Annotated in this window: 8 protein-coding genes; 7 read left to right on the top strand and 1 reads right to left on the bottom strand. The window is 59.0% G+C overall.

The features are described from left to right. Positions 1–632: 632 nt before the first annotated feature. From KGB29_RS17935 to argR, 5 genes are all read left to right on the top strand, one after another. Positions 633–1409 (top strand): ABC transporter substrate-binding protein, encoded by a 777-nt coding sequence (locus tag KGB29_RS17935; protein WP_056724133.1) that lies wholly within the window; start codon positions 633–635, stop codon positions 1407–1409. Positions 1410–1500: 91 nt separating this feature from the next. Next, positions 1501–2190: an ABC transporter permease gene (locus KGB29_RS17930; RefSeq protein ID WP_015096506.1), complete on the top strand. Its 690-nt coding sequence runs from the start codon at positions 1501–1503 to the stop codon at positions 2188–2190. After that, complete coding sequence (locus KGB29_RS17925; RefSeq protein WP_056724135.1) at positions 2187–2885, top strand: ABC transporter permease; 699 nt, start codon at positions 2187–2189, stop codon at positions 2883–2885. Before KGB29_RS17930 ends, KGB29_RS17925 begins: the two co-directional genes overlap by 4 nt. A 36-nt stretch (positions 2886–2921) precedes the next feature. Further along, positions 2922–3686 (top strand): ABC transporter ATP-binding protein, encoded by a 765-nt coding sequence (locus KGB29_RS17920; RefSeq protein ID WP_007971015.1) that lies wholly within the window; start codon positions 2922–2924, stop codon positions 3684–3686. 248 nt (positions 3687–3934) lie between these two features. Further along, the gene (gene argR / locus KGB29_RS17915; RefSeq protein ID WP_150812124.1) at positions 3935–4915 is read left to right on the top strand and encodes a transcriptional regulator ArgR; all 981 of its coding nucleotides are present in this window, start codon (positions 3935–3937) and stop codon (positions 4913–4915) included. A gap of 17 nt (positions 4916–4932) precedes the next feature. Here argR and KGB29_RS17910 read toward each other — a convergent pair whose 3' ends face one another. Then, positions 4933–9960 carry a dermonecrotic toxin domain-containing protein gene (locus tag KGB29_RS17910; RefSeq protein WP_150812125.1) on the bottom strand — a complete coding sequence of 1676 codons (5028 nt, stop codon included), beginning with the start codon at positions 9958–9960 and terminating at the stop codon, positions 4933–4935. A gap of 313 nt (positions 9961–10273) precedes the next feature. On the opposite strand from KGB29_RS17910, the gene KGB29_RS17905 reads away from it, so the two are divergent. Further along, positions 10274–11494: an aspartate aminotransferase family protein gene (locus KGB29_RS17905; RefSeq protein WP_057713610.1), complete on the top strand. Its 1221-nt coding sequence runs from the start codon at positions 10274–10276 to the stop codon at positions 11492–11494. Positions 11495–11708: 214 nt separating this feature from the next. Further along, positions 11709–12728, top strand: coding sequence for an arginine/ornithine succinyltransferase subunit alpha (gene aruF, locus KGB29_RS17900; protein ID WP_150812126.1), 1020 nt, complete (start codon positions 11709–11711; stop codon positions 12726–12728). The last annotated feature ends 56 nt before the right edge of the window (positions 12729–12784 follow it).

Genomic DNA, 12784 nt, shown 5'->3' with positions numbered 1-12784 from the left:
TTGTGTTGGTTGGGCTGGCCTCATCGCGAGCAAGCTCGCTCCCACAGGGGGTCTGTGGTGAACGCGGAATTTGCGTTCGACACAAAACCATTGTGGGAGTGGGCTTGCTCGCGAAGGCGGTCTGCCTGACACCAAATAAACAACGGCCAATAAATATCGGCTTCGGCCGCAGGACAATTCCTACTGTTACCTGTGTTATTTCAGGTTACTGAATGTGTAACCGCATCGCGCCAATACGGGGCATTGGGAAACGCCAGTGCTTAAATCCGGCCCTGAAATGCGCCTCAAAAAAATAAGCCGCTACACTGCGCTTGCCGGATTAGAAGGGTTTGCCAATAATAGGCCCGCAATTTGCAACATAGATCGGTTCACTATCTTTTGCTCTTGCATGATTTTGCAGGGCTGTCAACGTGCTAAAACGGCTTTCTCGGTGCTTCTGTAATTAGTTGTCGCATTGAAGAAATATCGGCCTCGGGCCTGTCGTTAGAATGCCGATCACTCGCTCGTCGTTGCTCGTGTTGAATTTCAACACCCGCTTCCCAGGACGCAGCACTGCTTTCTGGTTCCACTCATTCGCATATTGGGCTGTTGCTCACTCTGCCGTTTTTGCCCTTTACCGATGGAGTCCCAAGATGAAGAAACTCGTGCTGCTTGGCGCCCTGGCACTGTCCGTGCTGTCCTTGCCAACCTTCGCCGATGAAAAACCTCTGAAAATCGGTATCGAGGCGGCTTACCCTCCGTTCGCGTCCAAGGCGCCGGATGGCAGCATCGTGGGTTTCGACTACGACATCGGCAACGCGCTGTGCGAAGAAATGAAGGTCAAGTGCGTGTGGGTCGAGCAAGAGTTCGACGGCCTGATCCCTGCGCTTAAAGTGCGCAAGATCGACGCGATCCTGTCGTCCATGTCGATCACTGAAGATCGCAAGAAGTCCGTGGACTTCACCAACAAGTACTACAACACCCCGGCTCGCCTGGTCATGAAGGCCGGCACTCAGGTCAGCGAAGGCCTGACCGAGCTCAAGGGCAAGAACATCGGCGTGCAGCGTGGTTCGATCCACGAGCGTTTCGCCCGCGAAGTCCTGGCCCCGCTGGGTGCCGAGATCAAGCCTTACGGTTCGCAGAACGAAATTTACCTCGACGTGGCCGCCGGCCGCCTCGACGGCACCGTGGCAGACGCTACGCTTTTGGATGACGGCTTCCTGAAAACCGATGCCGGTAAAGGTTTCGCCTTCGTCGGCCCTGCGTTCACCGACGTCAAATACTTCGGCGACGGCGTAGGCATCGCGGTGCGCAAGGGCGACAAGGAAGATCTGGACAAGCTCAACAACGCCATCGCAGCCATTCGTGCGAACGGCAAGTACAAGCAAATCCAGGACAAGTACTTCGCCTTCGATATCTACGGCAAGTAATACGTCCCAGCGACAAGTCCGAAATGGCGCAAGCAACAGGATCTCTGAGGTTTGCGCCATTTTTTCATCCCAACTTTCGAGGACCTGAATCATGTTGAAAGGCTACGGGGCTGTCATCCTCGATGGCGCTTGGCTGACGCTTCAGCTCGCCTTGTCGTCCATGGCCATGGCCATCGTTCTGGGCCTGATCGGCGTGGCACTGCGTCTGTCGCCGGTGCGCTGGCTGGCCTGGCTGGGCGACCTGTATTCCACGGTGATCCGCGGTATTCCCGACCTGGTGCTGATCCTGCTGATTTTCTACGGCGGCCAGGACCTGCTCAACCGCGTCGCACCGCTGCTCGGCTTTGACGAGTACATCGACCTGAACCCGTTGGCGGCCGGTATCGGCACCCTGGGCTTCATCTTCGGTGCGTACCTGTCGGAAACCTTCCGTGGCGCCTTCATGGCGATCCCCAAGGGTCAGGCCGAAGCCGGCATGGCCTATGGCATGAGCAGTTTTCAGGTGTTCTTCCGGGTGTTGGTGCCACAGATGATTCGCCTGGCGATTCCGGGGTTCACCAACAACTGGCTGGTATTGACCAAGGCTACCGCGCTGATTTCGGTGGTGGGTCTGCAAGACATGATGTTCAAGGCCAAGCAGGCGGCCGATGCCACCCGCGAGCCTTTCACCTTCTTCCTCGCAGTAGCCGCGATGTACCTGGTGATCACCAGTGTGTCGTTGCTGGCATTGCGTCACCTTGAGAAGCGCTACTCGGTAGGCGTAAGGGCGGCTGATCTATGATCTTCGACTACAACGTCATTTGGGAGGCCATGCCGCTGTACCTTGGCGGCCTGGTGACCACCCTCAAACTGCTCGCGCTGTCGCTGTTCTTCGGCTTGCTGTGCGCCTTGCCGCTGGGCCTGATGCGCGTCTCGAAGAACTCGGTCGTCAACATGTCGGCCTGGCTCTACACCTACGTGATCCGCGGCACGCCGATGCTGGTGCAGCTGTTTTTGATCTACTACGGTCTGGCGCAGTTCGAAGCCGTGCGGGAAAGTTTCCTCTGGCCGTGGCTGTCCAGCGCAACGTTCTGTGCGTGCCTGGCCTTCGCGATCAACACCAGCGCCTACACCGCTGAAATCATTGCCGGCAGCCTGCGCGCCACGCCGAACGGCGAGATCGAAGCGGCCAAGGCCATGGGCATGTCGCGGGTCAAGATGTACAAACGCATCCTGCTGCCGTCGGCCCTGCGTCGCGCGCTGCCGCAGTACAGCAACGAAGTGATCATGATGCTGCAGACCACCAGTCTGGCGTCCATCGTGACCCTGATCGACATCACCGGTGCCGCGCGCACGGTCAACGCCCAGTTCTACCTGCCGTTCGAGGCGTACATCACCGCTGGCGTGTTCTACCTGTGCCTGACCTTCATCCTGGTGAAGCTGTTCAAGATGGCCGAGCGCCGCTGGCTGGGCTACCTGGCCCCGCGCAAGCACTGATATCACTGACTGACTGTTTTTGTGAGAACCGACAGCATGTACAAACTTGAAGTCCAAGACCTGCATAAACGCTATGGCAGTCACGAAGTGCTCAAGGGCGTGTCCCTGAAAGCGGCAGCCGGCGATGTGATCAGCATCATCGGTTCCAGTGGCTCCGGCAAAAGTACTTTCCTGCGCTGCATCAACCTGCTGGAGCAGCCGCACGCGGGCAAGATTCTGCTCAACAACGAAGAGCTGAAGCTGGTGGCGAACAAGGACGGTGCGCTGAAGGCCGCCGACCCGAAGCAGCTGCAACGCATGCGTTCGCGCCTGTCGATGGTGTTCCAGCATTTCAACCTGTGGTCGCACATGACCGCGCTGGAAAACATCATGGAAGCACCGGTGCATGTGCTGGGCGTGTCCAAGGCTGAAGCACGCGAGAAGGCCGAGCACTACCTGAACAAGGTGGGCGTGGCCCATCGCAAGGATGCTTACCCTGGGCACATGTCCGGCGGCGAGCAGCAGCGTGTGGCGATTGCCCGTGCGCTGGCGATGGAACCTGAGGTGATGCTGTTCGACGAACCGACCTCGGCCCTCGACCCGGAGCTGGTCGGCGACGTGTTGAAAGTCATGCAGGCTCTGGCCCAAGAAGGCCGGACCATGGTCGTGGTGACCCACGAAATGGGTTTTGCCCGTGAAGTGTCGAACCAGTTGGTGTTCCTGCACAAAGGTGTGGTTGAAGAAAGCGGTAACCCGCGCGAAGTGCTGGTGAACCCGCAATCCGAGCGTCTGCAGCAATTCCTGTCGGGTAGCCTGAAGTAATCAGAACTGACGTTGTGCACTGCGATAGTGCATGCTTCGCAGTCTAAAGGCTGGCCCGGATCCCCTGTGGGAGTGGGCTTGCTCGCGAAGGCGGTGTGTCAGTCAACATCATGGCTGTCTGAACCACCGCTTTTGCGAGCAAGCCCGCTCCCACATTTGATCTTTGCCGGTTTTGCGATTTGTGTTCATTTACGGGCTAGCATTGGCCCATGCCTTCATCACTGTTCTTCGCTTCGGATCGCTCGCCCATGACTGCCCATCGAATTGGTTTCCTGATTTGGCCCAGCACTAAAGCACTGACGCTTGCGCTGGCTGAGGAGGCCTTGCGTGTTGCCCAGCGTGTGCATCCGGACGTGGTTTACGAACTGTCGTTCCTGCAGGCCGAAGCGCCGAGTGAAAGCGCCTGGCAATTGCCGGGTGAGGCGTGGACCGGCAAGCTCGAAAACTTCCAGAAACTGTTCCTGCTCGCTGACGAACCACCGACCGCACTGGCGCCGGCGCTCAGCAGTGCGCTCAAGCAACTGGTGCGTTCCGGTTGTGTGATCGGCGGTCTGTCGGCCGGTGTTTACCCGCTGGCGCAGTTGGGTTTGCTCGACGGTTATCGCGCGGCTGTGCACTGGCGCTGGCAGGATGATTTCGCCGAGCGCTTTCCGAAGGTCATCGCCACCAGTCACCTGTTCGACTGGGATCGCGATCGCCTGACCGCGTGCGGCGGGATGTCGGTGCTCGACTTGTTGCTGGCCGTGCTGGCCCGCGATCACGGTGCGGAACTGGCCGGTGCGGTGTCTGAAGAGCTGGTGGTCGAACGCATCCGCGAGGGCGGCGAGCGCCAGCGCATTCCGTTACAGAACCGCCTCGGTTCCAGCCATCCGAAGCTCACACAAGCCGTGTTGCTCATGGAAGCCAACATCGAAGAGCCGCTGACCACCGACGAAATCGCCCAGCACGTGTGCGTATCCCGTCGGCAGCTGGAGCGGATCTTCAAGCAATACCTCAACCGTGTGCCGAGCCAGTATTACCTGGAACTGCGCCTGAACAAGGCCCGGCAGATGTTGATGCAAACCAGCAAATCGATCATCCAGATCGGCCTGTCCTGTGGCTTCTCCTCGGGGCCGCATTTCTCCAGCGCCTACCGCAATTTCTTCGGTGCCACGCCGCGGGAAGATCGCAACCAGCGGCGCAGCAGCAGCCCGTTCGAATTGTCATCGGTGCCGCCGGAACGCGGCTGAGCAGCTCCTGATCCCGATCAGTCTTCCGGTTCGGACGCCTCGGACGTCGACACTTCCAATTCTGCCCGATCGATCACTTCCTGAACGCCGAAGTCGACACTGGTCAGCCTGAAATACTCGATCAGGATCTGCAGGCTGTCTTCGGAGAACGGATTGCCCCGCAAGTTGATGCTTTCGGCGATCTCCAGCGGCAGTTCGAGGAGGTCGGCGGGTATCCGGCTGATCGCGTTGTCGCTCAGGTCTACGGTTTCCAGGCTCTTGAGCTGCAACAGTCCAGCGGGTAATTCGGTGAGCCCGCAGTTGTCCAGTTGCAGGGTCGCCAGGTCCGCCATCTGGCTGATATCCGGAGCCAGCCCCAGCGGATTGTCTCTCAAGTCGATGAACTCCAGGTGGGCCATCTCGGCCAGGTTCAGGGCAGACTGCGGGGTCAGGGTGATGTTGCAGTCGAGGAGATTGAGCGATCTCAAATCGCTCATCCGGAAGATCGCCTCCGGGAGATCGCCTAGCCTGAAGTCGTTGATAACGAGGGTCTTGAGTTTGGGGAAGCACTCCAGAAATCCGGTGACGCCTGTGGTCAGGCCGCTCTCGCTACCCAGGTAAACCAGAGAAACATGGCTGAAATCTGCGCTCAGTGTCGGCAGGTTACCGGTAATCCGCGTGTCCAGGCTCAGGTCATAAGTAGTTGCTTGCAGTGAATCGTCGATATCATCCAGCTCGGTTTCCCGGCGCCAGCAGCGCAGTACGGACTCTCTGAATGCGTCCCGCGTCGAGTGTTCGATCAGCAGTTGCTGGGCAGTGAAGGGTTGATTGCTGTGGGGGTGGACGGCGGGAATATTGCCGGTCCAGGCGGACAGGTCGTTCTCCAGGGTGGTGAGTTCGACTTCCAGGCGGGTCAGTTCGACTCGCCCCTCATCCAGGGTCCCGGGCAGTTTGTAGACGAATTTGCTGGCATCTTCCTGGTCCATCCAGGGGTACAGTGCCTGCGCGCGGTGGATATCTGCTTCTTCGGCAAAGATACCGAAGTCCTGACGGGTCTGCAGGAAGTGCTGTTTGAGGCGTTCGCGGGCTGCGCTTGAAAGCGGATTGTTGCCCAGGTCGAAACCCTCCTGTGTGCGTTGTTGCAACGTGAAAAGTTCGCCGGGCAACTCTTTGATCTGGTTGTTATTGAGCAGGGCGGTGCGCAGGCGTGGGCGAGTCAATAAATCGCGCGGGAGTTCAGTAATGCCCGTCTGCGATACGTCGATGTAATTCAAATCGGGCATGCTGCCGACATCGGGTGTCAGGCCCAAGGGGTTCTTGTACAGGTCCATTGTGGTCAACCGATGCAGGCCCGCGAGCCCGACCTGGCTTTCTGGGCTGAGGGTGATCGCGCAATTGCTCAGAATGAGTTCTTCGAGCTGCAGCGATGGAAGGGTTTCCGGTAAGTGGCCAAGGTTGAAATCGCGCAGTTTCAGGATGCGTAAACCGGTAAAGCTGCGCAGAAACTCATGCATGCCCCGCGTGGCGCTGCTGCCTTCCAGTGTAAGCATTGTGACGCCGCTGAAGTCGGTGCTCAGGGTTGGCAATTCGCCGATGATCGGTTGGAAGAAGTTGAATTCGACTGTTTCAGGCGCGGTCTCGGAAAGGGTCCATTGCTGTCGCCAGCAGTCCATCAGGTCGATGGTGAACTGTCGACGGACCTGCTTTTGTGCAGCGAATTGCTCGGGAGTGACCCTGATTTGTGTGTCTGGAATAAACAGCGGAATTTCGTCGCGCCAGGAAGAAAGCGTTTCCTGGAGCTGCGTGTGTTGAACCATAAGCCGACTCAGTTCTGCCCGCGGTCCGTTTGGGTGCTGTTGCAAGCGTTCGACGAAGGCGTCGAGCTCTTCGGTGGATAGATGGGGGAACAGTGTCTGAGCCCGAGCTTGCAAGGTAGGTGTGTTGCGTGGCATTTGACGATACCCGTCACTGCCACCGAGCAAGCGCATTACCTTTGGGTCGTAGGTGGGTTTGAGGTCGGGGTGTTGAACCAGCCGCGCGCGCAATGCATCTCGGCTCAAGGCATGCTGGCGAATCAGCTGCTTGAGCCGTTCACCTTCACCGATATTCAGATTCAGGGCGGTGCGTTCGCTGTCCGGCATGGCCTGTAGCAGGCAGGTGTAGAGCGAGCCCATGCCGCTGAGTTCTTCGCCGTCATGATCGAAGGCCTGATAAGAGCCGTCCTCTCTGAGTACCAGCACTTTACGCAGAGGCGCGTCGGCATGGCCAAGGCTCTCGATCAGCAGGCCCTCATGGGCATACTGGCGGATTTCCAACCGTAGCTGTCCCGTCCAGCCTGGCAGTTTTTCCAGGGTGTGCAAGGCCAGCCGGTCGGTGTCGAGGTTGTTCTCGGTCGATGGCAAATCAAGCCCCTCGTAGGCGCGTGTCACGCGCACTTGCAATCCGGCCTCTCGGCTCAGCTCGGCTAATCGAGGGGCAACGGTTGCGTTCTTTAGCTGCTGCAGTTCCTGGTCGCTTGCTGTGTCCACAATTGCTTGAGCTACGCTGCGTGGCAGTCCGGGCTCGGCATCCATAACCACTTGTATGGCCGCGCTAGCGCCACGTTCGAGTCTGCGATAACGCTGATCGAACAGGCCTTGCCGTTTCTGTTCGGCAAGCCGCGCAAGTATCTTGCGCAACCGCTGCGCCCGGTTTTCCAGGCCAGGGGAGGGGTGAGCGAATTCTTCGCCCATCAGCGTTCTGGCTTCGCTGTCCGACAGGGGCAGGAGAAAGGTTTTCAGCAGGTCGCCGTCGGTGAGGCGGGAGGCGTCGACTTCCACCACGGGTACATCGGGCGCCGGGCTTTGCCAAAGGGTTTGCGCATTTTCGTCGATCAGTCGCAGGCCTTTGTTTGCCGGCCAGTAACCGTTTTCATTGAGCAGTTCCAGTTGTGTCACGGGATCCGCCTTGAGGAAGTGCTCCGGCTGGTTGCTGCCGATCTGATCGATAAAGGTTTGTATGTCCTGATCGATCCCGAAGCGTTTGAGTGTGTCGGCCAACAACGGCGGCACCTGCCCGGTATTCACGTGCATCTTGCGCAGGGCATCTTCGTGGCTGCCGCTGATACTGAGGATGCGCTCGCGGGTACTGGCCGAAAATCGCTGCATGTCCGGGCCGATACGGTGCAGCACGGTGGCCTGGTCCCAACTCAACGGCTGGTCGAGTTCGGTTTGCCAGGCGCCGCTGCCGTTGTGCCGCAGTTGTGGTTTGTAGGCGTCAGGGCGGGTGGGGTGGTCGATGCGATGCTCGCCGATGACTGAGTCCTCGCTGACGGCGTAGTTTTTGCCTTCCAGGGGTAACAGGGTTTTACCTTGATGCCTGTGCAGTCCGAGTGAATCCGGTTTTGAGTCTGCCGGGAGTGTGGCGGGGTGCTCGTAGGTGGTCAGGTCGGGTTTCCAATAGCGGGTTTCGCCATTGGGCCGCTTCACTGAATTGAAACGGTCGATGAACTGCACAATTTCCTTGGGCAGGATCGCGCGAAGTTCTCCCGCCGCGACCACGCCACCCACCGCAAAGGTGCCCAGTTGTACGGCGGATTCAACAACGCCCATGAAATGCTCGAAGGCCTCGGTGGTGTGGCCCTCGGCCCAGTCAACAATGCTTTCGAAGGTTTCGTCGAGCAACTGGTAGGCCATGTAGGCCAGCATCAACTCGCCAAGGAAAGGTACGAACGGCAGGGCAATAAAGGCTGCGATGTTCAGCAGGGTCGAAGCTATTTCGGTAAAGGAGTCCCATAACGCCCAGCGGGCTCTCTGGTCGACTGTTGCGGTGGATACCGCGATCACCCGCGCATCGTTGAGGATCTTGTTGAGCTTGCTCTGGTAGAGGTGGGTCAAGAGATCGTCTTTCACCGGCGTGGCCGCAATGTGCAAGTCGGGACGTTGGTTGGGGCGCTCTCGCCAGGTCGGGTGCGGATCGCCCGGTGGAACAGGCTGCCAGGTTAAAGGTGATAGCTCGTTGTTCAACTGCGCGAAAAAGTGCCCGCGATCCTCATGATTGATGAATCGACTGAAAAACTGTTGGTATTCGGGGGCACGCAAGCGCTTGCCAAGTTCCTCGGCGAATGCGGCGGTTGAACTGTATTCCTTGATCGGGTGTTCGGGGTCGTCAGGAATGTAGGCCACCACTCTGACCACATCTGTTGCGCGCTCCAGATCCGGTGCAAACAAAACGATGCCGGTCAGGCGAGCGTTCATGATTGTCAGTTCATGGAAGCCCCAGGGCAGACCATGCAAACGTAAAGTAGGCAGGTTGTCGAGCAAGCCAAGAGTCAGTTGGTGGACGTCACTGCCCAGCATTTTTTGCATCTGCGCCATGTGCAGGGCAGCGGTGATTGCGGTTTTCTGGCTGTCGTGAATTTTCGATTTCAGTATTGCCGCGGCCACGGGATTGCTGATGCCAAGATTGTCGTCCAGATACTCTTTATAGCGCTGGCCAATGTCCAGTTCCCGGCAGAGGCGGGTAAAAGCCGTGATGGGCATCTTTTCCAGTATCTGCGGCAATGTATTGAATTGCCCGGTAGCAGAAGGGGGCGTGATGTAAGTCGAGGCGGGCTCGAAGGCGTCTGCATTGGTTTCGGCGCTTTCAAAATTGTGCAATGCGGCATCCAGCAGCGACACCGTCCAGATGCGCGCAGCGCCGGATTTCAGCCGAAGCCATGGAATGTGAGCCGGGATATAAAGGCGAAGGAACGTTTTATGAGCGTCCAGTTCCAGGCCAAATTGGGTCTTGAGCGCCGTTTCGAGTAGTGGTTTGGCAAAGTCGGCGGGGCTCTGCAGCTTTGCCATCATTTGATCAACCTGGTTCTGGCTGCTCACATGACGGGCAATGAGTTTGCCCAGTTCTGCATGCTGATGGGGTGGAGCGTCCTTGAGCCCGGCCGGAATGCCTGGCGCGCTGTTGCGCAGTGCCTCACGCCGTTGAGGCGTTGCTTGGCGGAGCCAGGAGGGGATCACGTTGCTCAAGTGCTGATAGTGAGCGTCTGGCCTGAAGGCGTCGCTAGCAATGTCGGTATGTTGGGTATTCATGCGGTTAAGGTGACCATCGAAGTTGGATGAGACCCCTAGGAAACCGCGTTAGCCCGGACGCTGTGCGGTACATATTTACCGCGCTCGGGCCATTGCCATGAGTTACAACGCAGCAAGCCTGCCGCAAACGTCCGCCGCCAGTTAAACTGCGCCTTTGCGACCCTATATGTCGCATTGCCGTAAACCCGGGAAAATCCGGGGTTTGCGCTATAAGAAGTTGTCGCTTGGCGGCAAGGCCGGGCCGAAAACTGTCCTTACAATCCTCACCAAGCTCGCCAGTTTCAGGCGAGTGTTTTCTCTTCAGGAGACTCCGATGTCCGTTGAGCACGCTGCGGTACAACGCGCCGATTTCGATCAGGTAATGGTTCCCAACTATGCGCCTGCCGCATTCATTCCTGTGCGTGGCGCCGGTTCCCGCGTTTGGGACCAGTCCGGTCGCGAGCTGATCGACTTCGCCGGCGGGATCGCCGTCAACGTATTGGGTCACGCGCATCCGGCGCTGGTCGGTGCCTTGACCGAGCAGGCGAACAAGCTGTGGCACGTGTCCAACGTGTTCACCAATGAGCCGGCCCTGCGCCTGGCACACAAGCTGGTCGACGCCACCTTTGCCGAGCGCGCCTTCTTCTGCAACTCCGGCGCCGAAGCCAACGAGGCCGCCTTCAAGCTGGCCCGTCGTGTCGCGTTCGACCGTTATGGCAGCGAGAAGTACGAGATCATCGCCGCGCTCAACAGCTTCCACGGCCGTACCCTGTTCACCGTGAACGTCGGTGGCCAGTCGAAGTATTCCGATGGCTTCGGTCCGAAGATCACCGGCATCACCCACGTGCCGTACAACGATCTGGCTGCGTTGAAAGCTGCCGTTTCCGACAAGACCTGCGCCGTGGTCCTGGAGCCTATTCAAGGTGAGGGCGGCGTACTGCCGGCCGAACTGGCCTACCTGCAAGGCGCCCGCGAACTGTGCAACGAGCACAACGCGCTGCTGGTGTTCGACGAAGTGCAAACCGGCATGGGCCGTACCGGCCACCTGTTCGCCTACCAGCATTACGGCGTGATCCCGGACATCCTGACCAGCGCCAAGAGCCTGGGCGGTGGTTTCCCGATCGCCGCCATGCTGACCACCGAAGACCTGGCCAAGCACCTGGTCGTCGGCACCCACGGCACCACTTACGGCGGCAACCCGCTGGCGTGTGCTGTCGCAGGCGCGGTGATCGACGTGATCAACACCCCAGAGGTGCTGGCTGGCGTCAATGCCAAGCACGACAAGTTCAAGGCACGTCTTGAGCAGATCGGCGAGAAATACGGCCTGTTCACCCAGGTCCGTGGCCTGGGTCTGTTGATCGGCTGTGTGCTGAGCGATGCCTGGAAAGGCAAGGCCAAGGACATCTTCAATGCCGCTGAACAAGAAGGCCTGATGATTCTGCAAGCCGGCCCGGACGTGGTGCGTTTCGCCCCGAGCCTGGTGGTGGAAGACGCGGATATCGATGCCGGTCTGGACCGCTTCGAACGTGCCGCGGCAAAACTGACGCAAGCCTGATAGACCCTTCGACGCCTGACCTTTCAGGCGTCGAACCCAATTTTTGTTCCGGGCCGGATCAAATGTGGGAGCGGGCTTGCTCGCGAAAGCGGTGTATCAGTCAACATTTTTGCTGTCTGACCCACCGCTTTCGCGAGCAAGCCCGCTCCCACAGTCTCCTGCGGAGATGGCCCGGGATTTTTTTCTGTAAGTTCTGAGATTAAGGAGTGACACCATGCTGGTGATGCGCCCCGCGCAAATGGCTGATCTGGGCGAGGTACAGCGTCTGGCTGCGGACAGTCCGATTGGTGTCACTTCCTTGCCGGATGACGTTGAGCGCCTGAGCGACAAGATCGCGGCAAGCGAAGCCTCGTTCGCCGCCGAAGTGAGCTTCAACGGTGAGGAAAGCTATTTCTTCGTCCTCGAAGACTCCACCACCGGCAAGCTGGTCGGTTGCTCGGCCATCGTGGCGTCGGCCGGTTACTCCGAGCCGTTCTACAGCTTCCGCAACGAAACCTTCGTGCACGCTTCCCGCGAGTTGAAGATTCACAACAAGATCCACGTGCTCTCCCAGTGCCACGACCTGACCGGCAACAGCTTGCTGACCAGCTTCTATGTGCAGCGCGAGCTGGTGGGGTCGCCTTGGTCGGAGCTCAACTCCCGTGGCCGTTTGCTGTTCGTGGCCAGCCATCCGGAGCGTTTTGCCGATTCCGTGGTGACCGAAATCGTCGGTTACAGCGATGAAAACGGCGACTCGCCGTTCTGGGATGCCATCGGTCGCAACTTCTTCGACCTCAACTACGCCGAAGCCGAGCGTCTGTGCGGGCTGAAAAGCCGTACGTTCCTTGCCGAACTGATGCCGCATTACCCGATCTACGTGCCACTTTTGCCGGACTCCGCTCAAGAAGCCATGGGCCAGGTGCACCCGCGCGCGCAGATCACCTTCGACATTCTGATGCGCGAAGGTTTCGAGACCGATCACTACATCGACATCTTCGACGGTGGCCCGACCCTGCATGCCCGTGTCTCGGGGATCCGTTCGATCGCCCAGAGCCGTGTGGTGCCGGTGAAGATCGGTGAGCCGGTCAAAGGCGTCGGTCGCCAGTACCTGGTTGCCAATGCCCAGTTGCAGGATTACCGCGCGGTCATGCTCGAGCTCGATTACGCGCCGGGCAAACCGGTGACCCTGGACCTGGAGGCCGCCGAAGCCCTGGGTGTCGGCGAGGGTGCCAGCGTGCGCCTGGTCGCGGTTTAACAGCGACCTGGCCTGATTGCTCGTTTAGAAAGCAGCGAAGTTTCACGGGTGGCGCA

This window comes from Pseudomonas sp. BF-B-30 (assembly GCF_019956305.1).
Lineage (GTDB): Bacteria > Pseudomonadota > Gammaproteobacteria > Pseudomonadales > Pseudomonadaceae > Aquipseudomonas > Aquipseudomonas jessenii.
Note: the sequence above shows the minus strand (reverse complement) of the source record. Positions and strands in the feature narration are given on the sequence as shown.

What these genes read in the sequence shown, in the direction of transcription:
- KGB29_RS17905 (WP_057713610.1), top strand. Translation starts at nt 10,274, where the DNA reads ATGTCCGTTGAGCACGCTGCGGTACAACGCGCCGATTTCGATCAGGTA.
- KGB29_RS17920 (WP_007971015.1), top strand. Translation starts at nt 2,922, where the DNA reads ATGTACAAACTTGAAGTCCAAGACCTGCATAAACGCTATGGCAGTCAC.
- aruF (WP_150812126.1), top strand. Translation starts at nt 11,709, where the DNA reads ATGCTGGTGATGCGCCCCGCGCAAATGGCTGATCTGGGCGAGGTACAG.
- KGB29_RS17935 (WP_056724133.1), top strand. Translation starts at nt 633, where the DNA reads ATGAAGAAACTCGTGCTGCTTGGCGCCCTGGCACTGTCCGTGCTGTCC.
- KGB29_RS17925 (WP_056724135.1), top strand. Translation starts at nt 2,187, where the DNA reads ATGATCTTCGACTACAACGTCATTTGGGAGGCCATGCCGCTGTACCTT.
- KGB29_RS17930 (WP_015096506.1), top strand. Translation starts at nt 1,501, where the DNA reads ATGTTGAAAGGCTACGGGGCTGTCATCCTCGATGGCGCTTGGCTGACG.
- KGB29_RS17910 (WP_150812125.1), bottom strand. Translation starts at nt 9,960, where the DNA reads ATGAATACCCAACATACCGACATTGCTAGCGACGCCTTCAGGCCAGAC.
- argR (WP_150812124.1), top strand. Translation starts at nt 3,935, where the DNA reads ATGACTGCCCATCGAATTGGTTTCCTGATTTGGCCCAGCACTAAAGCA.